This window comes from Vibrio sp. STUT-A16 (assembly GCF_026000495.1).
Lineage (GTDB): Bacteria > Pseudomonadota > Gammaproteobacteria > Enterobacterales > Vibrionaceae > Vibrio > Vibrio diabolicus.
This window is the reverse complement of record NZ_AP026765.1, coordinates 2,183,907-2,209,833: the sequence shown is the minus strand read 5'-3', so window position 1 is coordinate 2,209,833 and position 25,927 is coordinate 2,183,907. Positions and strand designations below refer to the sequence as shown.

23 protein-coding genes are annotated in these 25,927 nt (G+C 45.2%); 7 read left to right on the top strand and 16 right to left on the bottom strand.

Annotated elements, in window-relative coordinates; genetic code table 11:
- Positions 1 to 13: 13 nt before the first annotated feature.
- From OO778_RS10550 to OO778_RS10530, 5 genes are all read right to left on the bottom strand, one after another.
- Entirely contained in the window at positions 14 to 625 is a 612-nt protein-coding gene (locus OO778_RS10550; protein ID WP_074191131.1) for a CDP-alcohol phosphatidyltransferase family protein, read from the bottom strand.
- Positions 618 to 1,265, bottom strand: a complete 648-nt coding sequence (locus OO778_RS10545) for an ATP-binding cassette domain-containing protein (protein WP_074191132.1) — start codon at positions 1,263 to 1,265, stop codon at positions 618 to 620. The genes OO778_RS10550 and OO778_RS10545 overlap by 8 nt, the downstream gene beginning before the upstream one ends.
- Positions 1,231 to 2,940 carry an ABC transporter permease gene (locus tag OO778_RS10540; RefSeq protein ID WP_258652835.1) on the bottom strand — a complete coding sequence of 570 codons (1,710 nt, stop codon included), beginning with the start codon at positions 2,938 to 2,940 and terminating at the stop codon, positions 1,231 to 1,233. Before OO778_RS10540 ends, OO778_RS10545 begins: the two co-directional genes overlap by 35 nt.
- Before the next feature lie 9 nt (positions 2,941 to 2,949).
- The gene (locus OO778_RS10535) at positions 2,950 to 4,110 is read right to left on the bottom strand and encodes an ABC transporter substrate-binding protein (protein ID WP_074191134.1); all 1,161 of its coding nucleotides are present in this window, start codon (positions 4,108 to 4,110) and stop codon (positions 2,950 to 2,952) included.
- Between the two features lie 466 nt (positions 4,111 to 4,576).
- Positions 4,577 to 5,023, bottom strand: a complete 447-nt coding sequence (locus tag OO778_RS10530; RefSeq protein ID WP_005393252.1) for an META domain-containing protein — start codon at positions 5,021 to 5,023, stop codon at positions 4,577 to 4,579.
- Between the two features lie 210 nt (positions 5,024 to 5,233).
- Here OO778_RS10530 and OO778_RS10525 point away from each other — a divergent pair, with 210 nt between their 5' ends.
- A complete protein-coding gene (locus tag OO778_RS10525; protein ID WP_012841935.1) occupies positions 5,234 to 5,482 on the top strand; it encodes a DUF1289 domain-containing protein in 249 nt (82 codons plus the stop codon).
- Between the two features lie 98 nt (positions 5,483 to 5,580).
- Here OO778_RS10525 and OO778_RS10520 read toward each other — a convergent pair whose 3' ends face one another.
- Both OO778_RS10520 and ushA read right to left on the bottom strand, forming a co-directional pair.
- Complete coding sequence (locus OO778_RS10520; RefSeq protein ID WP_005393249.1) at positions 5,581 to 5,802, bottom strand: hypothetical protein; 222 nt, start codon at positions 5,800 to 5,802, stop codon at positions 5,581 to 5,583.
- Between the two features lie 414 nt (positions 5,803 to 6,216).
- Positions 6,217 to 7,905, bottom strand: coding sequence for a bifunctional UDP-sugar hydrolase/5'-nucleotidase UshA (ushA, locus tag OO778_RS10515; protein ID WP_041852973.1), 1,689 nt, complete (start codon positions 7,903 to 7,905; stop codon positions 6,217 to 6,219).
- A 749-nt stretch (positions 7,906 to 8,654) separates the two neighbouring features.
- Between ushA and OO778_RS10510 the strand changes: the two genes are divergently transcribed.
- A complete protein-coding gene (locus OO778_RS10510) occupies positions 8,655 to 9,170 on the top strand; it encodes a GNAT family N-acetyltransferase (RefSeq protein WP_031780335.1) in 516 nt (171 codons plus the stop codon).
- Between the two features lie 147 nt (positions 9,171 to 9,317).
- Here OO778_RS10510 and rplY read toward each other — a convergent pair whose 3' ends face one another.
- The 5 genes from rplY to OO778_RS10485 form a co-directional block, all read right to left on the bottom strand.
- Positions 9,318 to 9,596 carry a 50S ribosomal protein L25 gene (gene rplY, locus OO778_RS10505; protein ID WP_005393245.1) on the bottom strand — a complete coding sequence of 93 codons (279 nt, stop codon included), beginning with the start codon at positions 9,594 to 9,596 and terminating at the stop codon, positions 9,318 to 9,320.
- 284 nt (positions 9,597 to 9,880) lie between these two features.
- Positions 9,881 to 11,230 (bottom strand): ATP-binding protein, encoded by a 1,350-nt coding sequence (locus tag OO778_RS10500; protein ID WP_041852971.1) that lies wholly within the window; start codon positions 11,228 to 11,230, stop codon positions 9,881 to 9,883.
- Positions 11,220 to 11,879, bottom strand: a complete 660-nt coding sequence (locus OO778_RS10495) for a response regulator transcription factor (protein WP_145474224.1) — start codon at positions 11,877 to 11,879, stop codon at positions 11,220 to 11,222. The genes OO778_RS10500 and OO778_RS10495 overlap by 11 nt, the downstream gene beginning before the upstream one ends.
- 76 nt (positions 11,880 to 11,955) lie before the next feature.
- A complete protein-coding gene (locus tag OO778_RS10490) occupies positions 11,956 to 12,381 on the bottom strand; it encodes a PepSY domain-containing protein (RefSeq protein WP_012841930.1) in 426 nt (141 codons plus the stop codon).
- Positions 12,382 to 12,476: 95 nt separating this feature from the next.
- A complete protein-coding gene (locus OO778_RS10485; RefSeq protein ID WP_258652829.1) occupies positions 12,477 to 14,228 on the bottom strand; it encodes a DEAD/DEAH box helicase in 1,752 nt (583 codons plus the stop codon).
- Between the two features lie 121 nt (positions 14,229 to 14,349).
- On the opposite strand from OO778_RS10485, the gene rsuA reads away from it, so the two are divergent.
- From rsuA to OO778_RS10470, 3 genes are all read left to right on the top strand, one after another.
- Positions 14,350 to 15,051 carry a 16S rRNA pseudouridine(516) synthase RsuA gene (gene rsuA / locus OO778_RS10480; protein WP_033905117.1) on the top strand — a complete coding sequence of 234 codons (702 nt, stop codon included), beginning with the start codon at positions 14,350 to 14,352 and terminating at the stop codon, positions 15,049 to 15,051.
- 436 nt (positions 15,052 to 15,487) lie between these two features.
- On the top strand, positions 15,488 to 16,690 hold the full coding sequence (locus OO778_RS10475; protein ID WP_182018946.1) for a Bcr/CflA family multidrug efflux MFS transporter: 1,203 nt from the start codon (positions 15,488 to 15,490) through the stop codon (positions 16,688 to 16,690).
- On the top strand, positions 16,690 to 17,349 hold the full coding sequence (locus OO778_RS10470; protein WP_046874809.1) for a DUF2913 family protein: 660 nt from the start codon (positions 16,690 to 16,692) through the stop codon (positions 17,347 to 17,349). Before OO778_RS10475 ends, OO778_RS10470 begins: the two co-directional genes overlap by 1 nt.
- Before the next feature lie 86 nt (positions 17,350 to 17,435).
- Here the strand turns inward: OO778_RS10470 and OO778_RS10465 are convergent, their stop codons facing one another.
- From OO778_RS10465 to OO778_RS10455, 3 genes are read right to left on the bottom strand one after another with little or no spacing between them, the layout of a single operon-like run.
- On the bottom strand, positions 17,436 to 19,418 hold the full coding sequence (locus tag OO778_RS10465; protein ID WP_264909730.1) for an MtrB/PioB family decaheme-associated outer membrane protein: 1,983 nt from the start codon (positions 19,416 to 19,418) through the stop codon (positions 17,436 to 17,438).
- A 9-nt stretch (positions 19,419 to 19,427) separates the two neighbouring features.
- Positions 19,428 to 20,408 carry a DmsE family decaheme c-type cytochrome gene (locus OO778_RS10460; protein WP_264909728.1) on the bottom strand — a complete coding sequence of 327 codons (981 nt, stop codon included), beginning with the start codon at positions 20,406 to 20,408 and terminating at the stop codon, positions 19,428 to 19,430.
- 46 nt (positions 20,409 to 20,454) lie between these two features.
- The gene (locus OO778_RS10455; RefSeq protein ID WP_264909726.1) at positions 20,455 to 22,719 is read right to left on the bottom strand and encodes an OmcA/MtrC family decaheme c-type cytochrome; all 2,265 of its coding nucleotides are present in this window, start codon (positions 22,717 to 22,719) and stop codon (positions 20,455 to 20,457) included.
- Positions 22,720 to 23,170: 451 nt separating this feature from the next.
- Here OO778_RS10455 and OO778_RS10450 point away from each other — a divergent pair, with 451 nt between their 5' ends.
- Both OO778_RS10450 and OO778_RS10445 read left to right on the top strand, forming a co-directional pair.
- Positions 23,171 to 23,794 carry a c-type cytochrome gene (locus tag OO778_RS10450; protein WP_258616464.1) on the top strand — a complete coding sequence of 208 codons (624 nt, stop codon included), beginning with the start codon at positions 23,171 to 23,173 and terminating at the stop codon, positions 23,792 to 23,794.
- Positions 23,795 to 23,816: 22 nt separating this feature from the next.
- Positions 23,817 to 24,401 carry a NapC/NirT family cytochrome c gene (locus OO778_RS10445; RefSeq protein WP_264909723.1) on the top strand — a complete coding sequence of 195 codons (585 nt, stop codon included), beginning with the start codon at positions 23,817 to 23,819 and terminating at the stop codon, positions 24,399 to 24,401.
- On the opposite strand, the gene OO778_RS10440 is transcribed toward OO778_RS10445, so the two are convergent.
- On the bottom strand, positions 24,358 to 25,836 hold the full coding sequence (locus tag OO778_RS10440) for an SDR family oxidoreductase (protein WP_264909721.1): 1,479 nt from the start codon (positions 25,834 to 25,836) through the stop codon (positions 24,358 to 24,360). The two genes, OO778_RS10445 and OO778_RS10440, sit on opposite strands and share 44 nt — an antisense overlap.
- Positions 25,837 to 25,927 lie beyond the last annotated feature (91 nt).

Genomic DNA, 25,927 nt, shown 5'->3' with positions numbered 1-25,927 from the left:
ACTTCTCAGTGGTTTAATGGCCTTTAAGCGTATGAAACCCAGAGTAAATACGTGTGAATGTGGTAAACCAACATGCTGCACCAAAGATATAAGCAATGACGGCAAAGTGTTGCGGTAACAAACAAAATAGCACCAAACAACCAATGGTTTCAGTACCTTCGGTTAAACCGCTCATGTAGTAGAGAGATTTGTGTTTATACACTGGATTATCGATGCTTTGTTTGCCTGCCATGATGGCAAAAGCCAAAAAGCTGCTTCCCGTCCCGACAAAGGAAAAAATCAAAAATGCCCCTGCAATGGCATTTTGTTCTGGATTTGCCAACACAAAACCAAAAGGAATCAGGGAATAGAACAGAAAATCCAAGCTGATATCGAGAAAACCACCCGCATCGGTAATGCCTTGAATTCTCGCCAGTGCGCCGTCTAATCCATCACAGATTCTGTTCAGCAAAATAAACAGCAACGCCAACAAGTACTGTTCGGCGATCAAAGCCGGTAGGGCAAAGCAGCCAAGCACAAAACCAAATACTGTCGTCTGATTTGCGGTGATGCCACATTTATCGAGGTATGTCGCACTGATGGCCAGCGGTTTGCGGATGAGCTTTATACTCAGGCTATCAAGCATGGTTTGTCTCCCATGGCCAGTTTAGGCAGCGGCTGCCATCAGGAATATCATCCTCATCGTGCGTTACCATCAAAGTAGGGATGTTCGCTTGCTGTAATTGTTTGACCACCCAGTTGCGAAATTGTACACGCAGGTCTTTATCCAACTTGCTATAGGGTTCATCAAGTAGCGCAACTTTCGGCTTTGCCAGCAGCATACGAGTCAATGAGATACGGGCGCGTTGTCCTCCGGAGATTTGATCTGGGAAGGATTCGGCAAGTTTGGTCAATGCAATGTTCTTAAGTGCTTGCATGGCGTGTGCTTTACGCTCCTCACCTTTGATTGAGTTTGGTAGCGCGAATGCAAGGTTCTCCCACACCGTTAAGTGAGGGAAGAGCAAATCTTCTTGGAACAGAATACCAACCTGCCGCTTATGTGCAGGGAGGGCATCCAACTTTTCGTTATCAAGCGTAATGGAGCCAGAGTAGTTGAACTCGGTGGAGAGGTGTCCAGCAATGGCATCCAACAAAGTGGATTTACCACAACCGCTTGGTCCCATCAGAGTAACAATTTCACCTTTCTCTACGGTCATGTTGAACGCTGAGAAAAGCGTGTCGCCATTGGTTTTACGGATGGCGAGGTTTTCGAGACAAAGACTCATTCAGTAGTAAACCTTTTATAGACAAGCGGCGATACTTCACGTGTAAGCGGCTTAGTAGTATCGCAAAAGAGAAGAACAAGAACGGCAAGAGTGCTTGCCAAATGGCATAAATCGCGGTGACACGTCGGTCAAAACCACTGGATAGCGCAACGGCTTCGGTGGTGATGGTGCTAATGCGCCCAGCCCCTAGCACCAGTGTCGGTAGGTATTGCGCCAGACTTACGCTAATACCGACCGCCCATGCGAATGTAATTGCAGGTAGGAGGATTGGCAGTTTCACTTTTAACCAAGCTTGCATCGGTGATTTACCCAAGCTGAGTGCGACGCGAGTTAAGCCGTTGTCGAAGCTGCGCCACGGGCCGTCTAGCGAGAGGTAAATAAATGGGAATGCGAAGAACACATGCGCCCAGCATACCCAAAAGAAATACGCGTTACTGTTAAAATACAGTGTCACTACTTGCATACCGAATAGCACCGATAGCTGAGGAATCAGCATTGGGATGGCGATAATGTAACCGGGCACCTGCCAGCGATAACGAAGGCGATACTCGTGTGCGATCAAGGCAAGGACTAGAGCGACGGTCGCGCTGATAACAGCAATCAGCATGCTCTGTTCCAGCGTGCCAAGAATGCTGTGCCATTCGTATTCCCAAAAACGCAGGCTATAGCGGCTCGGTAGTAAATCTGGAAAGCGCCAGCGTTGAGCAAAGCTCCATACCACCATGAGTGGAATCATTAGAAGTGCGAGTAGCGCAATCAGTGAAAACAGGGTCTTACCGGGTAAACGAAACCCGTTTCGACCAGAGTACTGCCAGCGTTTGAAGCCTTTGGTAATACACCATTCCATTAAGCGTGCAAATCCAATCACAAGGCTAGCGATCGCAAACAACACTACCGCGCCTGCGGCAGCTCTTGGTAGTAGCGATAAATCAGGGTCGTTAAACCACTGCCACACTAAAACCGCAAATGTTGGTGGGTTGGTAGGGCCAATAATCAATGCAACATCGACAACCGACAAGCTGTAAGCCAATACCGCCAGCATTGGAAAGCGCAGTTTTGCTATCCACTGTGGGAACACGCATTTCCACCACGCTTGCGCCGAACTGTAGCCCATTGAGTGACTGACTTTTTCAATCTTATCGACTTTCAATTGCTGAAGAATTGGAATACTCATCAACAATAAAAACGGCACTTCTTTAATCGCAAGCATGATGATCAAACCGAGTGCATGCGGATCTTTAATCAGCAATGCTAAGTCATTCACCGTTTGCGCATTGGGATCGTAACCAAACAGTTGGTTGAGAACCCTAACGCCCATACCAGTTGGGGCAAACAAGAACGCAAAGCCAATCGCAAACGCTACGTGCGGCATGGCAAGAAGTGGCGAGAGGCTTACTTCAATTTTTCGCCAAAACTTGCTGCCCCACGATGCTTGCAAAATCGCAAATGTGATCAAGCAAGCCAAGTAGCTACTGAAAATGGCGGAGTAGAAAGTCAGCCCGATGGATGTCCAAACACCCTCCCAATCAAAAACAGCGTTAAAGCCATCTAAAGAAAAGTGGTGCAAGCCGATAGGAGGCACATAACCGAGCGCAGAGACCACCACTCCGAGTAGTCCCGGAATGGTAGGTAAAATACAAACTGCGATAATGACTAAATATAGCGCTCTTAACATGGGCTCTTATTAATTCCCGTAGCGTTTCAACCATTCTTTTTCTAAGGCAGATTGCCAACTTGGATGCGGCTCAGCGATAGATTTGAATTGTTGAGTATGTTTAGCCGAACCTGTTAGGTATTGGCTGCTTAGCACTGAAGGATCGCCCCAGATGTTAAGGTTACCTTTGCGAGATTGTGCTTCAGGGCTCAATAAAAAGTTTATCGCAACTTGCGCACCAGCACTGGCATTTGCGTTCCAAGGAATCGCTAAGAAGTGAATGTTTGAGAGTGCACCTGCGTCCATCGCATACGCTTTGGTACTTTCTGCAAGATTACCGCTCGACTGCGCAGAGAAAACCGCGTTCGGGTTAAAGGTAATTGCCAGGTCAGTCTGACCATCATCCAGTAGTTGAAGGGTTTCTGCTGTACCGCCTGGAAACTGTTTACCACCGCGCCAAGCGACTTTATGGAACTCATCTAGGTAAGCCCATAGCGGTTGAGTAACTTGTTCAAACGTGTCATCGGTAACTGGTTGTTGCAGAGCAGGGGCGTTGTTAGACAGTTCAATGAGTAATGCTTTAATAAAGCTTGTGCCATGAAACTCTGGTGGGCGAGGGTAAGTTAGGCGATTTGGAAACGCCTTTGCGTAACTCAGCATTTCAGCAAATGATCGAGGAGGGTTATGCAGGGTTTGCTCATCATGGATAAACACTAATTGCCCCACACCCCAAGGTGCTTCCAGACCTTCAGTCGGCTCTGAAAAATCCACATCAATTGGCAATGATTTATCGACGTATTGCCAGCTTGGCAAACCTTCAACAAAAGGACCAAACAGCAATTGGTTATCCTTCATTGATTTGAAGTTTTCGCCATTGATCCAAACCATATCAACACTGCCACCGCTGTTTTTACCTGCGGCTTTTTCTGCGATAAGTCGAGTGGTGGTCTCAGAAATATCGGTGACTTTAACGTGGTTTAGCGTCACGTTATAACGCGATTTTAGCTCTCTACTCGCCCACTGGATGTAGCGATTAATTTCTTGGCTTCCGCCCCAAGCATGAAAGTAGACGGATTGTCCGTCGGCTTGTTGTTCGATTTTTTGCCATTCACTAGCAACCGATGAGTTGGTAAAAGAAGATGTCGCGAAAGTGGTGGCTAAAATGCCAACGGTACTGAGTAGCTTTTTCATATCTATTCCGTGTTATGTCTTTTTATTCTCGTTTCCGATGTTATTGACGTCTAAACAAGTCGCTCCGCTTTGTTACAAGGATAGTAATCCATCTCTCTCTATTATCAATGCCAATCCCAAACGGAATCACTCATTGATTCAAAGAATTATTCTCAATGTGAAGCAAAACGAAGAAAGGACAATTCTGGTGTCGTTTTAGGTATACAAGAGCGGACCGCTTGTTTGACGATATTCTTTCAAGTAATTGAAAATTATTGTCCTCAAGCAACTTCGATATGTTGATTTGGAAGACTGAACCCGCGTCGTAGACGTGGCGTTGAGGGCGTAAAGAGGGAAAGAGTTTGTCGTTTTAAACGATTTTGCTAACCGAAACGTGCGAAACAGACATCCTGCCTGCTTTGATATGGATTAGGAGGCATAAAAAAAGCAGCCATTTTATGGCTGCTCTTAGAATATGAAATGGGACTTAGTTTACCCAATCACGCAACTGAAACGTTAGTTCGTGATCGTCATTTTTAAGCATTAGCCCTTCTTTGGTTAGCGTTATATCACTCCATTCAGTAAGAGTTTCAGACATCGCTTGCTCAATTTTCATTTGGTCATCCATACACATCTTCATGGTCATTCCCATTTTTTCGATGCGTAGTTGATTGTTTTTTAGTTCAGCTTGACCAAAGAAGTTGTTACACCCCGCGTTACCATTTGCAGTCAGATTTTCTCCGATTTCTAAGCGAGGCGCTTGCTGACGTTCTTTTAATTCGATGTTTTTACCATCAATCTGAACCAGCTCCCAATTATGGTGCTGTAAATCTTGAGCCGTAATTTCTTTCACATTGTCACCGTTGCTAGCACATGCAGTCATAAGAACAGGAAGAGAGATTGCTGTAACTAACGTTTTTAGGCTAAGCTTCATTTTATAGACTCCGTTTTTAGAAAACGTGGTAAGTATAGGTAATAAAACACTGTTTTTGTCAGCATAAGGTAATAGTTTCGTATTACTGTGACAGAGTCCAGTTTATATACTCAAACGGCTTCAAGGTGCAAGATGTATAGCACTGTTGGGAGCTTATATTGAAGTCGTTATAATATCATTACAGCACAGCGAGCAAAAAACGGTTAGAGCATGGAGCAACTAGAGTTTTTTACCGTCCCAAACCCTTGCGTTGGTATTTGTAGTGTGGACGAAAAAGGGTATTGCAAAGGATGTATGCGTAAAAGAGAAGAGCGATTTAACTGGCTCACATATACCCCTGCTCAACAGTTGCATGTAATTAAGCTATGCCGTCAGCGCTATAGAAGAAAGGTATTGGCAGGGAAGGGCAAGGCAGAAGAGTCTCAAGAAGAATTATCACCACAGCAAGATCTCTTTTAAATTTCGAATTATCCCGGCTCGGCAATAATCAATGATGAGCCGGGACTGTATTAGCTCTTACTATGCGGTGCGTGTAAGGCATACTCGTTAAATTAGCGCTACTTCATTGACCAACGGTCACTGACCCATCCCCCAGCATGTTCGTCAAAGTGGCTTCCTGAAAATCGATGATTGAATTCAACATCTAATTTACTTGTCGGGCGTTCATCCATCAGCTGATGAATGTATCTCGCCATAGGGTCCGTGCAAGCTTCGCGCTCTCTACGGGTAACCACTTCTTTGATCATTTGAAGTCTGTAGCTATTGCTGGCTCGTTTCATTTTTGACCTCCTGAACTCGATGGCAGCAGTTTGAACATATTGACGTCCAGATCGCTGCTCATTGGTGAACGCTTGGCGGCGAATCACCTTCGTTTTAGGTCAAAAAGACAAATTGTTTGAGAGCAGTGTTTGTAACGCCATTCACATCTTTCCTAGAATCATCCACTAAGCTACGAAACTTCATAGCGAAAAGTTAGTTGATGAATCTGTATTTTCGAAAGACCTTATCAAACATAGAAGCCCAGCACATGGGCGTCAACAACACAAATGAATAATTTTTGAACACTTTATGAAGGGCGATAATTTTCAGCACTTTAACGAAAATAAAAAAACCGAAGCGTCACGCTTCGGTTTTTAGGGAGGCTCTGACGGAACAACTTCTAAAAGCTCTTCACGTCAGAGTGTAAGGTGTTTTTAGCTATTAGTTGCCGGGCAACCTTTCACAGCTTGACCGTTACTGAAGTACTTGATGTTTTCTAAGTTCTTGTTGTAGCTATCCGCTGAGATCTGTGGGTTATTTACGAAGAACTCACGTAAAACGTATGCATCGGTTAGCTGGGTAGATTGAACATCGATGATTGGATAGTTATCGCCACCAGCAGCACTGAAGCTGATTACAGAGAATGTGTACGTTGCGTCTAGATCGAAGCCTTTATTGTTAATGTCGGTAATGGTTACTGAGCCAGCATCACAATTTACATCTAAAGTGATGTTATCTAGTTGAGCGTAAGCACCAGAGCCTGCAGATTTCGTCGCAACCACATCTAGGTATTCTTTAACTTCTTTACCTGTCATAGTTGCTTTAGTCACGAAGTTACCGAACGGCTGGACTGTAAGTACATCACGGTAAGTGATATCACCATCTTGGATTGAATCACGCACACCGCCAGAGTTCATCACACCAAAGTCAGCACCTACCGTTTTGTAAGTACGGTATGCTTCGCCCAGTAGATGACCTAGGTTAGTTTGTTGAGAGCGAACTACGTTACGATCACCTTCTAACTTACCCGTCGTATTAGAAATCTTCTCATCTAATAACTCTTGACCTTGCTGTTGGTATGGCAGTAGTAACGCTTTTACCGTCGCATCTTGTTGAATGCGCTCACCGATCACTTCATCGTTGTCGTCCAAAAGGTTTACAGGAATCAGTGCGTAGTTCGCTAAGTGAAGCTTGCCGTCGTAATATTCGAAGTCCGCACGACCCACATATTTACCCCACTCATGCGCTTGCATAATCCAAGTGCCTTTTTGTTGGTCTGGCGCGCAATCATCACCAGGTTTGAAATCAGCATACTCATTGGTACCTGGCTCCATACACACTGGGTTTTGTGAGTGACCACCGATGATAGCGTCTAGTTGTCCCTCTTCAAGAGAGCGAGCGAGCTTCACGTCCCCTGGTGCTTCACTACCATTATTACCATCTTGGTAGTGACCCATGTGCGTCGTTGCAAATACTAGATCTACTTTTTCGTTTTCTTCGATTTCCTTAAGTACTTTTTTGATTTCAACTTGAGGGTCTTCGAAGTGGATGTTTGATACGTTGTCTGGATTGACTAGCTTCGCCGTGTCCTGGGTGGTTAGACCAATTACAGCGATCTTAAGGCCGTTGATAGTAAATACTTTGTAAGGGTCGAAGTAACGCTCATTGGTATCTTTCTTATAGATATTCGCAGCCAGCATAGGGAAGTCAGCTAGCTCAGCTTGCATATCGAGAATATCTAGTGAGTTATCAAACTCGTGGTTACCGACAGCCATTGCATCGTAACCAAGTAGGTTCATCCCCACGAAGTCTGGAACCGCATCTTGCATGTCTGATTCTGGTACGCCGGTATTAATATCACCGCCAGACAGCAGAATGGTTTCACCGCCTTTTGCTTCGACTTCTGCGCGAATAGATTCGATTAAAGTGTGACGCGCAGCCATGCCATATTCGCCGTCGCTGTTATGCCAAAAGCGACCGTGGTTATCGTTAGTGTGGAGAACGGTGAACTTAGTACAAGAATCTGCAGTCTCACAGGTTACTGGAGAATTATCGCTGTCTGAGCCGCATCCTGCTAGCGCAGCGCCCACTGCCATTACCAAAAGAGATTTGGAAAACTTCATAAGGGATCCTTTCTTTGTGATTTTGTTATTGTTACGGCGTGAAATATACGGAATTAATGTGAAACTTTAGTGATCTATCTCTTATTTATACTTCTATCGGAGAAATGAATTAATAAGCCTGCAAACTACGTCTCCAATTAAACAGAAATAGTTTTTAGTATATTGAAATTAGAGGGAGGGGGTTATTTTGTGAAGTGGCCAATTGAATGAATGTGGTTTGTGTGAATCAATGCGCATTTTTGCGAAGTATAGCGCTGATTTTGGTGATTATTTTGCCAAGTTCATGTTTTTCTTAGCAGCTATGACACAAATCGTTATAAATTTTCGCTCTGATGATGAGGGAAATGTTTTGTATATAAAATGATCACTGTAAAACCCAAACTCGTTTGATCTTGGCTTACTCTGTTTAATACAACCAGAAAGGGTATTTCTCTCTGTACTATAATTGCGACCGTTTAGAAATCTTATGCCTTAGATATCGTTTATTTATTCTTATTCGATACCTTACCGTGTTTATCCCGCTTTCGATACCCGGATGTTAAAACAAATAGATTCAATCTAATGAGCGAAAGTGAAACGTAAATAACGAGGCGTTTTCTTCGGATATTACGATGTGCACTATCATTGAATTAATGAAAATGAAATAGAGTAATGTAAAGCGTTGCATCTGTGGCTGCTCGCTTTGAGCTTCGATTTAAAGAGTAGGGTTGAAAGAATTTGTAAGTGGTGAATTTTAAGAAAGGATAGTAATGAGATACACAGTAAGGAACGCAGTCAGAGAGGAAGCAACTCAAATCGCCAAGATACATGTTGATTCGTGGCAGGTAGCATACAAAGGGTTAATGCCACAGAGCTACATCGATCAGTTTACGATTGAGCGCCGAGAAAGGATGTGGACGCGAGTCATGACTGAGCAACTGGCCCAATTGATCGTGGTTGAGAGACAAGGGGAAATCGTCGGCTTTTTAAGTTACGAACTACCTAACCACACCTGTGAAGATAAAACGGCGTGGGTAACATGTTGCTATGTCTCTCCTTTGCATTATGGGCAAGGGGCAGGGAGTGCACTGTTAGATGAACTAGAAACGCGTCTACTCTCTACGCCCGTTATGCAGATAAGCCTGAAAGCACTGGATACCAATAAACAGGGGCTTAACTTCTACAAGAAGTGTGGTTTTGTACGTACTGGAGAGGAAGAGGCGGAAATCATTGACCGTATGACGCTGACGGATCTCACTTTAGTGAAGTACATTGCCCGTTCGTAAATCAATTGTTATATGCCACATATAGTAAAACCCCGGAGGTGGTAAGACTCCGGGGTTTTGAAATTTTTTAGATGTCTCGGTTGGTAAGTCCGATTATCTTTAATGCAAAAGGTTTGGATTTAATCCGATTAATTCCTTGGTAGGGAATTAGATACGGATGAAGTCCATGTGTTCAACTTTTGGCTTGAACGCGTGACGTTGAACGTCTTGTGGCTTAACTTTAACTTCTTTGCCATCGATAACTAGAACTAGGCCTTCGTAGAATTCAGGCTTGTCCATTTGGTTTACGATGTCGTCGTGGTTAAGAACGATAGCTACTGCTGCTTCTTCACCGCCGTATACAACTGCAGGGAATTTGCCAGCGTGACGTAGGCGGCGGCTCGCACCTTTACCTAGTTCAGTACGTACTACTGCTTCGAATTTCATAGTATTTACTCTCAAATTAGTAAAAATCAAATGTTCACAATCAACAATGCGACCTTGTTGTTCGTGGTAAAGCTTGAAACAGGAACTGTTCAAGCGAGCGCGGATACTATCATTCCACTTATAAATGGGCAACCCAAATCGTATCCAAATCAACAAAAAGGTATGATTTAGCTGGGTGGAAGGCTATCCCTTTTAACGCTTTGCTTGGATTTTGTTCACATCGGCTTCATTTTCATCGGTTTACTAATCATGGTCCGAAGAACAAAGTTTATGCGTTATATGCTTTATGTTCGGCTGAGATGTAAGACTAAAGATGCTTTTAAGCCACCTAAAGCGCTCGCTTCCAGTGTTAATTGACCTCGGTAACTGTGTGCCATTTCACTGACTATATTTAGACCAAGACCTGAACCAGGGGTTGCTTCATCCAATCTAACACCTCTCTTGATTACTTGACTCAGTTTCTCTTTAGGGATACCTGGTCCGTCATCTTCAATGATGATGTGTATATTGTCTTTATCCTGAGAGGAGTGCACACGAATCATGTTGTTGGCCCACTTATAGGCATTTTCAAGCAAGTTACCCAGCATTTCGTCGAGATCGGTTTGCTCTACCGCTACATTCAGCTCTGAATCAAGTTCATTAATTAAGGAGATATCTCGGCTCGCATACACTTTATCAAACGCCATTGAGATAGCATCCACACGCTCTGCTGGGTTCGATTTTACTGATAAAATATTCATCGACCCCGCCATGCGAGCACGGCCCAGATGGTAATCGATATGATCTTGTATTTGATTGATCGGAGTACGCAGACGGGATTGCGTATCAGGTTCTAACGTCTGTACTTCATTTTTTAGGACAGAAAGGGGGGTTTTTAGCGCGTGTGAAAGATTGCCTGCATGATTCCTAGCTCGTTCTAACAATTCCTGATAATGAAAAAGCAGAGCGTTGAGGTCGAAGATAAGAGGAGAAATCTCTTTCGGATAGGTTTCTTCTAGACTCTTTTTGTTACCAGACTTCAGCTCTGCCAACTCTTTTTGTAACTTCGTAAGCGGACTCAATGACCATGCAATTTGCAGCAAAATGACGGCAAGAACCCCTGCGAATAATAAGCCTAAAATAAGCCAGAGTTGCCCGATTAGCGTTTGCAGGGTGCTTTTGATAGGCTCTTCGTCAATACCAATAATGATATGGATAGGCCCATCGTAATCTGGTAAGTACAGAGCTTTTTCTATGGTAATCAGCTTTTCGCCTCTCGCGCCGTAAGCATCGTTATCCAGACCTTTGTATTCGATTTTTTTGTCCCACAAAGAACGAGAACGCTCGAGACTCGTCTCAGTAGAGGCACTCCAATATAAACCACTGTAAGGCCGGTTAAATCGAGGGTCTGAGAGCAGAGCAGCGAGTGAGAGGTGCCCAGTCTCATCGACTTCTAACTGAGCGGCGATTTCATCCATAAAAATACTCAGCTGTGAGCGAGTGTCGTCAACCATATAGTTGTACACTTGGGTCGGTATCGTCACACCAGCTGCGAGGATCATTGCCGTCAACCAAACGATCGCCGCTAAAACGAGGCGACTTTTGATACTCAGTCGTTTTATTGCGTTCAACGGTAGCCTGTTCTTATTCGGCATTTAATTGGTATCCCAACCCTCGGACAGTTTTGATGATCTTTGGCGCGATTTTTTTGCGAATTCGGCCGATAAAAACTTCGATTGTGTTGGAGTCACGATCAAAGTCTTGTTTGTAAATGTGCTCGACGAGTTCGGTGCGAGAAATTACTTTTTCTGGGTTATGCATAAAGTAAGCGACCACTTTATACTCCAGTGCCGTTAAGCTTACTGCTTGCCCTTGCCACATTACTTTAGAAGTGCGCGTATCCAAGCTCAAGTCGCCAATTTGCATCACAGGAGAGGCGTTACCTGATGCTCTTCGTAGTTGTGCGCGAATACGAGCGATAAGCTCAACCATTTCAAACGGCTTAGTTAGGTAATCGTCTGCACCTGCGTTTAGACCTTCAACTCTCTGCGTTAGGGTATCGCGAGCACTCAGGATAACGACAGGGGTATTGATGTTTTCATCACGAATGCCTTTTAGCACGGTGAGGCCATCCAATTTCGGCAGTCCTAGATCAAGAACAATAGCGTCCCATTCTTCCGATGTCGCGCGATACAGAGCGTCTATGCCATCTTGAGATAATTCTGGTACCCAGCCGGTACTTTCTAATGTTTCGATGATTTGCTCGCCTAAACGAGGGTCATCTTCAACGATAAGTATTTTCATATTGGTGATTCTTATTATGTTTGGAGTGTTATCGAAGTAAGTTACGCATTGCGTCGGGATTACGCATTAGACCAGTTTAGTTGTTTTGTGGCTTTAACGCTTTGTTAAAGCTGCGACCTTTGATCTCAAGCATTTCCAGCGTGGCGGCGTCATACTCAACTTTCAGGACGCTATTGTTGTACAGGATTTTCAATTCATACACCCAAGCATCATCATCTTCTTCAAGCTCGACCTTGATGATACGGCCGTATAGGTCGTTTTCTACTGCGGCGTAAAGGTCCGAAAATGGTCGTATATATCCTTGTTGAACCGCGCGATAGACCTCATCTTGATCTTCATCGAATTCAATACGTGTTCCAGGCTTTTCGACATCTTGCACGATGGCGTGACCATTTTGTGAGGCATAGTAGTCGTCATGCTTGGCGAAACTTGGTGCACACATCAATGTCGTGATAAGGCCGAAAAGTAACGCAGAATGTTGAGAAGTCGTTGCTTTATACATAGTCAAACCTTTTCTAGAACGTTAGCCGCAGTATATCGGATATAGATGAACAGAGAGTGAATCATCGAGTTCAGTTTTACTAAATGTTGCGGACGTTATTTCAACTCGTCTTCAAAAATTTTGTCTCGCAATTTCCAAAAGCGACCGGATTTCCTTGCAATAACAAACTGAGGCAAACGGAAACGATGTTGATTGGCAACAACACGTGTCGGTGAAGCCTCTTCAAAAGGGCGATGCTTGTCTGCCAAGTGAGGGCGCACAAATTGGTCTTTAAACGTTTGTTTTTGTTTTTTGGTACTCAATGACCAAAACTCATGAACTAACGCAATGCCTTCGCCTTGGTATGGTTCGCCAGAATATGTCACCTTGAGTTGAGATTTACCATCACTGGACTTGAATACTGACAGGTCCATTTCTGTGCATTCAAATATCAATGCATCTTTCAGATTAAGGGCTTCTTTTAATTTTTTATCTGGATCAACAAGCGTTGCGTCACACTCATGACAAATGCGCGCAGCGATATCGTTGTCGGCACCACATTCACCACAGTATTTGGCACGAAAACGGTATCCACAGTGTTCACGTTCGCCTGTGTCTTCATCTTCAAAGTAACCTTGGCAACGTCTGCCAAAGTGTTCAACCAAGAAACCGTTACTATCCAATTTACCCCAGAAGTTGTTATTGAATCCGCAAGCCGGGCAGGGAATCGTGATAATTTCACTGTCAGAGTCTGGTTTGGGATCACCGACTTCAGGTTGGTATAAATCGTAGCTGTTGCCTGCGTAATCAAGCACTAAACATTCTGATTTTCCGTCTGATAAGCGTAATCCTCGCCCTACAATCTGCTGGTATAGACTGACTGACTCTGTTGGTCGCAAAATCGCGATTAAATCGACATGCGGCGCATCAAACCCGGTAGTCAGTACCGAAACATTGACCAAATATTTTATTTGACGATTCTTGAACGCTTGGATGATCGCATCGCGCTCCGGCGTAGGTGTATCACCAATAACGATTTCAGTTTCGCCTTCTGGCAGTAAACTGTGGATCTCTTGTGCGTGTCGGACAGTCGCGGCGAAGATCATGACACCTTGACGTTCTCTCGCATATTGCATGATTTGCTCAACAATTTGCGGAGTGGCGCGTTTGGCTTTATCGATCACCATGTCCATTTCTGCTTCTTTGTAGCGTCCGGTGTTTGCGGGTTTCAGTTGCGAGAAGTCGTAAGACAAAACGGGCGCGTCCATCATGCGGGCCGGAGTGAGGAAGTTTTCGTCGAGCAAGTAACGGATCGGCAGTTCGAAAATACAATCGCGGAAGAATCGAGGCTCTTCGGTGCGTACTTGACCTCGGGTGTGATACTGATAAATCCAGCCCATTCCTAAACGATAGGGCGTTGCAGTTAGTCCCAGAACCTTAATGCCTGGGTTCAGTTCTCGTAAGTGAGTAATAACTTTTTGGTAGCTGCTGTTTTTGTCATCCGGCACACGATGGCACTCATCAATAACGAGCAGAGAAAACTGGTTTTTGAACGAATCTAAGTTACGTACGACCGATTGAACCGAAGCAAACACGACTTGCTGGTCAGTTTCTTTTCGCCCCAATCCTGCTGAGAAGATGGAACCTTTTAAACCATAACCTTCATACTTCGCGTGGTTTTGCTCGACCAGCTCTTTAACGTGAGCGAGGACTAACACTCTCCCTTTCGCAAGGCGAGCAAGCTCTGCGATCACCAAGCTTTTTCCGGCACCAGTAGGCAGTACGATCACTGCTGGTGTCGAGTGTTTACGAAAGTAGTGAATGACTGCTTTAACCGAGTCGGCTTGATAAGGGCGAAGTGTGTACATGAAAATATGTGAAATTGCTCAACTATTCGAACGAGGAACGCTATAATACCTGACTTTTATACCCAAGTGACCTTTAAACCGAGATTTGGAGGTTACTTGGGTATAATTCAATGAGGTATTCATGCGTTTAGATAAATATTTGTGTGACGCTCTGGGTGCAACGCGCAAACAGGCAACAAAGATCATCAAAAGTGGTGACATCACCGTTGACGGTGAGGTTCAAAAAAGTGGTGCATTTAAAGTACCTGAAGGTGCGGAAGTGATGTGGGAAGACCGTGTTATTGGTGCTCCTGGTCCTCGTTACATTATGTTGTACAAGCCTGCTGACTTTGTTTGTTCACATGAAGATGGCTACAACCAAACTGCATTCGCATTGCTCGATGAGCCTAAAATTGAAAACCTTCACTTTGCAGGCCGATTAGACGTAGACACAACCGGTTTGGTGTTGATTACGGATGACGGTAAGTGGTCTCACCGTATTACCTCACCTAAGCATAAGTGTGAGAAAACGTACCGTGTTTGGCTCGTCGATGCGATTCAGCCTGATTACGCGGAAAAGCTCGAACAAGGCATCATTTTGCGCAATGAATCAGAAGCAACATTGCCTGCTCGTTTGGAGATCGTGAACGAGGCAGAGAATGAAGTATTGTTAACTATTGTGGAAGGTAAGTATCACCAAGTGAAACGCATGTTTGCGGCGTTAGGAAATAAAGTTGAGTACTTACATCGTGAGCGTATTGGTTCGATTGAACTCGATGAGGCACTAGAACCTGGTGATTATCGCTACCTCACGCAGGAAGAAATTGATTCTATTTGGAATTAATTATCGGCATGGGAAATTCTTTAGTTCCCAATTGGAACTAGTTTTTTGGTAGGAATTGGCTCAAAATTAATTTTCCTACCAAAATTAGTGCCTAGACAATTCCGGTGTGCTTACTCATCTGAGTGATATGCCTTTGCATTTAGCTGAGCCATGCATACTCGTATTGCAAAGCATTCGGCTGTGGTGAATAAATGGTGGAATCAATTCCATCATTTTTACTGCATTGTGTTTATTTCCCATAAACACACTTCGCTTTCACACGCTTTTCTATGTCGAGTTCGTCAAGGTCACACCTTGGTACATATTTGCCCTTATGATTCTCGAACGTTGATAGAACAGGCCTTTGGCTTCTAGATATCAGCGATATGAGAACCGTCCGTTACGTTCACTTTGCTCTGAAAGTATTGACGAAAGGGCTCCAACAAGAGGTAAAAGAATGACAGAAAAAGCGCAAAGCGCTCCGCAATCCCAAATCAGTTTTCTATTGTTTCTTGTATTAGGAGCGATTGGTGCTTTGACGCCTTTGGCGATCGACATGTATCTGCCTGCAATGCCGACAATTGCTAAAGATTTGGGGGTCGCGCCTGGCGCGGTTCAGATTACGTTGACGGCTTATACGGCGGGTTTTGCGATTGGTCAGTTAATTCATGGGCCGCTTGCCGATAGCTTTGGCCGCAGACCGGTACTGATTTTGGGTGTGCTTTTCTTTGGATTAGCAGCGGTGGTGAGTGCGACCACAAACGGCATTGATGCGTTAACCTATGTTCGTACCGCTCAAGGTTTTGCTGGCGCGGCTGCAGCGGTCATTATTCAAGCTGTGGTGCGTGACATGTTTGACCGTGAAGATTTTGCCCGTGCAATGTCTTTCGTCACCTTAGTGATCACCATGGCACCCTTGGTCGCGCCTATGATCGGTGGTCACTTAGCGATTTGGTTTGGTTGGCGTTCTATTTTTTGGGTATTAGCCATTTTCGCCGTGGTGGTAATTCTACTGGTACTTTGGAAAATTCCAGAGACGCTGAAACCAGAAAATCGTCAGCCGCTTCGTTTTCGCACTACGATGAGAAACTACGCCAGATTATGCTCCAACCCTGAAGCGATAGGTTTGATGCTTTCTGGAGCGTTTTCATTTTCCGGAATGTTTGCATTCCTGACTGCGGGCTCGTTTGTTTACATTGATTTATATGGTGTTCGACCAGACCACTTTGGTTATTTATTTGGTTTGAACATTGTTGCGATGATCATCATGACCAGTATTAATGGTCGCTTGGTGAAGAAAGTTGGCTCTCATGCCATGCTTCGTTTTGGGTTGTTCGTGCAACTTTTGGCGGGGATTGGTTTATTCGTAAGTTGGTTAATGGACTTCGGATTATGGGGCATCGTACCTTTTGTTGTGCTGTTTATCGGTACATTGTCGACGATAGGTAGTAACGCGATGGCGCTGCTTTTAAGTGGCTACCCATCAATGGCGGGTACAGCATCGTCTCTGGCGGGGACGTTAAGATTCGGTATCGGCTCATTGGTTGGCGCGCTGGTGGCATCATTACCAGGTAATGCGGCGTGGCCGATGATCATTGTGATGTTTGCTTGTTCTGTGCTTTCAGCACTGTTTTATTGGACTTTAGGAAGAAAGGCGTAATGTCGAATTACACCAAAGAAATTCAAAACTTAGTTAACTCAGCACTTGAAGAGTTAGATCAAGAGCATCGCTCAGGTAAGTTAGCCAATGCCCCTGTTGCGAATAACCATTATTTAGTGCGCTGGGTTACCAAAGCACTTAAATCTCAGCGTTTCGGTCGAGCCGTAGGCGATGACTTAACACGTTGGCAAAAAGCGGGTCGTTCAAAGGGTAATGACGCTGGTTTGTTGTTTATCTTCAAGCGTATTTCCGCTTTTTACGCTCAGTTTTTTCCTGAAGGTGAAGAGTCCAAAGTGATAAAAGACTCCGATATTGAATCATTTCTTGATTTGATGGAGCAAGCTGGCTGGGAAGTATCAACGTCTGAGCAACTTGTTGGTTGTGGCAAAATCCAAATCTTCACGGAAGGTCAAAACTCTTTGGCGCTATGCGCAGATCAATGCGAAAGCTGCTTCGACGGCGAGCTGCTCGTCAAACCAATGAGCTGGTTTGTGCGTGGCAACCATGCTGAGTTTGTTGAGAAAGCAGCGCAAGCGGGCTTTATGGTGCATAAAGTGACGGATTACAAATCGATGGTGAAATACCACGGCGAGTACCTTATCTTTCCTGCAAACGAAGGTAACCAATTGGCTGAGATTCCGTTGAGCTTCCAAGCTTAATCAACTTCTCACAGCAGTAGAGTTGAAATACGAAAGCATCAGGCGTTTGAAACGTCTGATGCTTTTTTTGTCACGTCACTCTGTATTTAAAAGCGATATTTCCAATAGACGCCACCATATAAACCTTCATAGCTTTGCAAAACGTCGCCCATCGTTTCGGTTTCGTTATTAAACAAGTAATCCTCTTCTGAGTAGTCTTCATAACGGAGGTTGAGCTGCACGTTTTGATTTTCAGATACTTCATAGTCAGCGATGACTTCAAATCGGTACGAGTTCGCCTCGTTATCAGGATATTGGTAGCCACCAGATGTGGTTGAAGATTTTCCATCAGCTTGGCTGTAGCTGTAATCAAACGAGATAGAAAGTTTGTCGTCTAGTAGCTGCTCTTTACTCACACCAAAGCCAATGGTTGTTATGTCATCTTTGAGTTTGGTGGTGTAGCGATTCCAACCGACAACGTCAGAGTTTGCTTGTTGTTGCTCGGAGCGGATGATCTGTTGATTGTAAAAAACATGCCCGCTTAGTCCGTCGAGTAAATTGAAGTTAAGGCTGAGGTCGTAACCGTAATCTTCCCCTTCACTCAAACCAATATCGGGTTTTGCATAGTCATCGTTGCCGTACCAAAGCTCTGCAAGCAATTGGACATCGTCGGTCATGTCATAACTGCCGTGGCCACGGAGCTCAATCCTCTCTTTGTCGGCTAAATAGTATTGGCGCAAATTAGGCGAGTCGCTGCTGTCGTCCTGCCAATCAGAGCCATCGCGAAAAGAGTAGGAGACTTTACCGCCTAATTGCCACGGTCTATTTAGTCTGTACTGGGCCCCAACAAAAACGCGTTGTTCATCGGTACGTTTCCTATCAGCATAACTTCGCTCATCTTGTCTAAAATGGTAACCCGTATTCAATTTCACATCAGAAGTAACACGATGCTTGAGTGTTGCTTCCAGTTTGGTTTTGGTGTGGTCGTATTTTTCTCTCGTCGATCCGATGATGGTGTTTCTATCGGAGTTATCGTCTTTATCTGAATAGTCCGCAGAAATGGCGAAAGCAGTGTCTCGCGAAAGTTTGTTGTGGTAATCCGCGCTCATTTGCCAAGTGTTAGTTTCGCCATGGAATGTATTGGAGTTAACGGGGGACTGCGGGAATGGATTTAACCCGCCTTCAGAAGACGTCTGTGACCAAAGTAAGCGGCCACTGAACGTCTGTTGATTCAACCGATAATTCCCCGTGACAGCAAACTGGTGAAAGTCGTTGTCAGGCTCATACGCGAGGTGGTTAGCGTAAGGATTGGTAGTGCTGCCGTAATAAAGTGCGGACTTGTCATTTCTAAAAAACGAGCCGCGATACGCAATATCCACCAGCCACAAATCTTCCATGTAGCTTACTCCTACTTGAGTATTTAAGGTTTCATGTTCGACGGCTTTGGGTATGAATCCCGGCGCGTTGGCGTAACCCGGAATAGTCGATGAATAAAGCGAAGTTGTGCCTTCTTTACGTTCGTGCTTCATGGATGCATATGGCTTCCATGGCGTATGTGGTGTGTACTTGAGTTCTAACTTAAACGTCTCTCGCGTCACTGAGTTTTCATATTTCGATAGGTCACCACTGACGAGTGCATCCTCTCTTGGATGATACGCACTGAGTGAGGACTGATTCCAGAAATACGGCGTTTCACTATAACTGCCGAGGACACGTAATCCGTCGTACTGGCCCATTTCCCACTGCAGTAAGAAGCGTTGCAAACCAAGATCTTCGACGACGATTCGATTGTAGAACCCATCGTCTTCATATTGTTCGATATCGGCGTTTAGGCTCGCGTTAAAGTGTTTATTGTCAGAGTTTGTACCGTAAACGGGTGGATTCCAATTATAGAATCGCGAGGAACCATCGTTGTTAAGGTAACCGACGCCAGCGCTGACTTCTCCACTCCACGTGCCATCGCTGCTGCATTCACTGCACTGCCAGCGGCTAGTGTCGGCTGGTTGAGAACGTTGTAACGAATAATCGTTGGCGTGCGCTTGCACAGCAAAAGCAAGGGAAATAGCGATGCACAGTTGAGATAGTTTCATGCCTCCCTCCTAATAACTTAATGTTTGACCACGTGGGTGGTTAGAGCCATGCACTTGATTGTGGCAGTTTAAACAACTTCCGCCGCGCACTCTCAAGTCGTTTTCAGGAATGGCTACGTTTGCATGTGGCACACGGTGACATTCCTGACAAAGCATTGGCAGCCGTTTATTGAGCAAGGCTTTGTTCACGGAACCATGAGGTGTGTGGCAGGATGTGCAATCTTCAGTTACCGGCTCATGCTCCCATAAAAATGGGCCGCGTTTTTCCGCATGACATTCGTAACAAGCGTTATTGACGGTTGACCAGTTCAGGCTCGCTTCATTTAATGTCTGATGTGGATTGTGGCAGCTAGAACAAGTCATGACGCCGTCGATAATAGGATGACGACTGCGTTTGTGGATATCCGATTTGGTGCGGGAGTGACAATCGGTGCATTTGTCTGCTTGCATTTCGGCAACCATCATCGGATCGTTTTTTTGATGCAGTTGGTGACAGCTTGCACAAGACAGCCCTTCAAAAGCGTGCTCACTGCTATGCCAAGTCGAGCGTTTCGCATCTTGGTGGCAAGATAAACACACGCTGTTTTGCTTTTCGGCCGGAACAGGGGAGTTTGGCCCAAAGGTGATCATCGGCTCACGAACTTGTCCTTTTCGCGGATTGCGCGCGTGATTGTTTGCTGGGCCATGGCATGCTTCACATTGTTTATCATTCATTGGCCCATGCAAGTTCGCTGACTTGCCGTGGATGTTGTCGAAAATACCGGTTGCAGGTTTGTCTGAGGTATCGTCATGGCAACGAAGGCAGCCATCTGCTCCACGGCGTGAGTATTTCCCCTCAGAAAATTTGGTGTCCAATATAGTTTCAATTTCTTCTTGAGTTAACGTCGCCGCTTTGGGTTCTGGCTCGGCGACATCTTCCGAACTGACGGTGAAGATGACGCCTAACCCAAGTATCCCAGTTACCAACCACCGCAGAAACATTGCTTTCATAGCTCTTCCTTTTCTTATCCTTAAAGCATTATGTTCAATGACAAATTCAACGGTAGTCGTATACCTTGTGAACCTTATCTACCCCTTGTGACTGACCAATGGCATGGCAAGTCGCACATTGTTCGGAGCCCATGGCTTGTGCTGCTGTGTCTGCTCCAAATACCGCGCCGTGATTCAGCATATGGTTCAGAGTCGCATCTCCTGCCACACTATCCGGGTCAGCATTAGCTAAAGATGACTCTAAGTGACACGCGCCACAGGCGACTAATGCAGGACTAAAGTACTTACCACTCGCAAGAGAAGGGCGCGTATTTTGTTGGCTAGGTAAGTTGTATTGAGCATTGGTATGGCAGGCCTCACAGTTGTTGACTGCGCCAGGGAAAGGCGCTTCACCGCTATGAGCGGAGCCAAAGGCGTGGAATGAGTGTACGTGGTACTTTAGATCAGCCGCCATTCCAGGATAAAACGCAGAACGTTCAGAGTTATGGCAATTTTTACATTGTTGGAAGTCGGTTGCGGCATGCGGATGCTCACCAAGCTTATGGATAGTCAGCTCTTTGTGACAATCGTTACACGATGAAATGTCCGCGCCCACTGGCAGTTTGTGTTGCTTGTTGATACCAGACACATCAAACGAGCCGGATGCGTTATTGGCGGCAATGACGAAAGGCGATTTGATAAGATCGATGCCTTCAAACGTGACGCATTCGGCGAGCTCGCCATCTCTACGGTTGGCACAAAGTGGCATATCGGCGATGTTAACCGTCAACGTAGAGTTGGAGATTGGCTTAATCGCAGCGTCAGTGAAGTCTTTATGACACAAGAATAGGCCTTCTCCTTGAGCCTCACAGCCGTCACCAAGTGCGCCATCATCGGAGACGTTGAGACTGTTGTTTGCGACCATCGGGCCTTGGCCGTTATCCCAGTTCAGCAACAAATTGAGGTGCCCATGTTCATTAATGAAAGGGGTCAGTTCGTTGATGGATCCAATACCTGAGCCCGCTTTCGACACTCTTAGTTCAACTTCAAACTGGTCATCAATAAATCGCGCGTTTTCAACGTTGATTTCGAGCGAATTACGTGCCTTTGCAAGATTCTCTAAACGCATTACGTGAACCGTTTTAGCACTTCGGCTTGCGTCTTGGCCGATGATTGGATCACCATTGTCATCTCGGTCATAAGGTCGGTGACAGCCCGAGCAGGAGTTTTGTGGCTCGCCGTTTCTTACCCAAGCCGTACCGACTTGGTTATCATGCGCGCCTCTGTCTCGGTACAAGTGACAGGTCTCACAGGCAACTTGGCTTGGGTGTTCAAACCAATTGTTGGCGTCTGATGCTTTCGCAACATCGGTTGAATGGCAGGTTGTACAGTTGCGGGCATCTTGCGGGAAAGGGTTGCCTTCAATGACTAAACCATTGATGTCGGTAACGAGCGCGTCATTCCCGTCGACAGGTTGTTTGTAGGTGTCGGTGTTATTTCTGTCGCTACCTAATTTGAAAACATTACCGTGGTATTGATGAACAACGGCTGCGAGAGGGCGTCTGGCTGGCGCAGCGCCAGGGTTACTGTCATTGTGGCAAGCGGTACAAACGGCAATGTTGTTATCAATTGAACGATAACCCGGTCCATGATGAAGCGGTTCGCCCATATGGCAGTTTTCGCAGGTGCCTTTTTCTATTACATTGCGAGAGACAACCGCATCTGAACTTTCTTGCGGCACCCATTCAAACACGTAGGTAAAACCGTTGCCTTGCTCGCCATACGCCATGACGATTCGGTGGAGTTTATCCGCATCCCAAGCGATAAAACCATTGTTGCTAGAAGAGTCGGCAGTATAAGGATCGGACACTTTCAAAGCGTCAGGAATGGCAAACGTGTAGCGATATCCCTCGTCTGTTTTTACTAGTGTTCCATCCCAAACACTCTCCATGCTGGCACGGTTATTTGCGGTATTACTTGAGTGATGGAAACTCTTCCAATAAGTGTTGCCATGGCGCCCATTGAAGGCAAAGGCTGGATCGTTCGAGTTTTGTGTATCGACACGAGAGGGCATTGCTTTGAGAAGTGCGATGCGAAAATCTCTCGTTTCGTCTAGCTCATGAGGTCTGCCACTGCCGTCTTTGACGGTAAAATTGACCACCAGTTTGGTTTCTCCGGATTCTTGAGTGACCAATGATGGCTCGGAAACACTGATCTTGAAATCACCAAGTGCAGGTGGTGGTGTATTCTGATCGTTTTTGCTGTCTGGACCACATCCGGTGAGCAGTAAAATAAAAAATATTAATGTAGCGATCGACTTTAAACCGTTCATAGTCCCTCTCGATTCGTCCTAAAGTAAGTGGGAATGCATGGGAATGGTTTAATATTTCAATAAACGATTGATTGAAATATTAATTTTATATTCAAGCTAAAAGAAAAATATCCATATTTACATCGCTTGAATAAATCGAAATACATGGCTTGTAAGAGTATAGACGCAATATGAAATATTATTAAAATAAACCGCTATTTTTGTGTGTGAATTTTGGGGTTGAATTTATTATCATTTTAAATCAATTGTTTGGGTTGGATTTTCTGCGATTGAAGAGGTCAGCGCAGAAAAAGTAAGGGTATTGAACTACGCTACTTTAAATAGTTGACGGCTTAATATTTTTATCTTGGATATCGTTGATTTTAAGTCGCATTTATAAATTGATTTTCTTATCGTTTATTCGTGGTCTGGTTTTGATTAATAAAGATAATTACTACGGAGTCAGTCTAATATGCACCAACTAATTAAATTCTCTCTAAAATTTTCCTCGGTGTTAGTCATTAGCTCAGTTTTGGCCTCCCACAGTTTAGCGTCACCAAGTGAGCTAATTTCACAATACGAATGTGAAGCTTGTCATGGGCCAAACGGTGTTAGCTCAGACACGAATATTCCTACCATCGCAGGGATTCCCGAATTCAATTTTTTTGACCAGATGCTACGTTACCTAGAAGGTAGGCCTGCAAATTCTGTTAGTCACGCTTACGGAGACACGAGCAAAAAAGGCGACATGGTGTCGATAGTTAAATCTTTATCTGAGGCGCAGATTGAAGAGTTAGCAAAACATTATGCTGGGCTTGAGTTTGTGCCAGCTAAACAGTCTTTTGATCAAGCGTTAGCGATGAAAGGTAAGGCTATCCATGCGAAAAGCTGCGAGAACTGTCATTCGGATGGTGGCAGTAACGCTCTGGATGAAGCTTCGATTTTAGCTGGTCAGCAGAAGGGCTATCTCGCCACTACGTTGCAACAGTTTAAGCAAGGGAAACGCTCCGTTGATAAAAAAATGGATGAGGCGTTCAAAGGGCTTAGTGCCGATGATTTAAACGCGCTCGTAGAATACTATGCGAGTTATCGCTAGCGCTGCTTTGGGATGAACACCAATGAGTTTATGGCGTAAACCAAACAGAAAATGGATGCTCGGCATACCAATTGGTGGCTTATTGGCGTTTATCTTTGGTGGGGCGGCCCTCAGTGTTTTTCACTTTGGTATGGATTACACCAATCGCAACGAGTTTTGTTACAGTTGCCATATTGGGATGGATACGATAGTTGAGGAGTACCAAGCATCTCCACACTTCAAAAATGCTCAGGGTGTGGTTGCCGCTACGTGCAGTGATTGCCATGTCCCTAGGGAGTTTTTTGCTAAAATCGCATTGAAAATCGGCGCTACAGCCGACATCTATCACAAACTGACTGGAGAAATTACGTTAGAGAACTTCGAGGCGGAGCATCGTCCGAGGTTGGCTGCTGAAGTCACACAGCAGTTTATCGAGAATAAATCAAAGCAGTGTCGATATTGCCATTCCGTTGACAAGATGGATTTCGAAGCGCAAGGACGAACCGTTGCGCGTCGACATCAAATGATGGAAAGTCGAGAGCAATCGTGCATTGATTGCCATGCGGGGATTGCTCATCACCTGCCTATTTCTCTATATTCTCCAGAGACTGTTCCTCCTGAGGAGTAATACTGATACTTTCGGCTTCTTTCGCGATGGCTTTGACCATGCCTTTGAATATGAATAGATGGGCTGGCATCATGGCAAACCAGTAAAGTAGCCCGAGAAATCCCTGTGGGTGCCACCAAGCGGTGATATCCAGTTCTCGTTCATCACCATGGTCTTTGATGGTAATCTCTAAACGTCCAAGCCCTGGGCCTTTCATCCCAAAAAACAGTGAGAGGAACTGATCTTCCTCGCAGCGAATCACTTTCCAAGAGTCAATAAAATCGCCGACTTTGAGCTCCGGCCCCGGAGGAGAAACGCGAATCGGTTTCCCGCCACCAAAAAAGATGTCGAGCCATTCACGTGTGCGCCACAAAATGTTGGCAAAGTAATAGCCTTTTTCACGACTCCCGATTTTTTGAGCCACTTTCCATAATGCCGCAGCGGAGGCTTGAGTTTTTATGCTCGCACCGGCTTGTTTAGGGTAGTAACCATACCCTGGTTGCCATCGACGAAGTGCCGCTGGTTCAAAGCCCCAAACATTGCTGCGTACAAACGTGCCTTCATCTTGAATGGTATCGGATACCGCTTGCTCGTAGCTGATCAGCGTTTGCGGAAATCGTGCTTCAATCGCTTTGGAATCGGCAATGTAGTCATGCTCTAACCCCGCGAGTAATGCTTTGCCGATGTTTGCTGGTACAGAGGTGACCAAGCCGAGCCAGTACGATGCCATTTTTGGGGTAAGCAACGGTGTAGACCACAGCCGATAAGGCTTGTTGGTGATTCGGCAAATGACTTTAAACTGCTCGCGGTAGCTGAGTGTATCTGGCCCACCAACTTCATAAATTTGGTTTTCTTCTGGGGGTGATGCTTCGGCCAGCTGCAATAAATAGTGATTGAGGTTGGGTAGGGCAATAGGGTTGGCTTTTGAGTCGACCCATTTAGGCGCGATCAAAATAGGTAAGTTGTAGACAAAATCTCGCATGATCTCGAAAGCCGCGGAGCCGGGGCCAATGATGACGCCTGCACGCAATTCAGTTACTGGAACGCCAGACTGCCGGATAATTTTGCCCGTTGCTTTGCGTGCGGCTAAATGGCGCGAGTTTCCGGTTTGCGGTTGGATGGCACTTAAATAAATGACATGTTTGACACTGCTTTGCTCCAATGCGTATTTAAAGTTCAAAGCAAGGTTTAGCTCGTACTCAACAAAGTCATCGCCTTGTGCCATTCCGTGTACTAGGAAAAATACCAAGTCAAAATCGTTCACCACAGCGAGCGTGGCTTCTGCGTCGGCTAGGTCCAGATACCGCAACGTTAAATTAGGATGGGGCCGGGTCCTTGACTCCAAATAATCGATATGTCGCGCCGCAGCCGTGACGGCGTAACCTTTATCTAAGAGTAACGGAAGAAGTTGAGAACCAATGTAACCCGAGGCGCCTAGCACCAACACCTTTTTCATTATCTGTCCTTTTAATCGTTGGTGGAATAAACACCACAGAGTATAATCATGAGACACTTTCCCCATTCTATCAATAAGTTGTCGTTGGAGC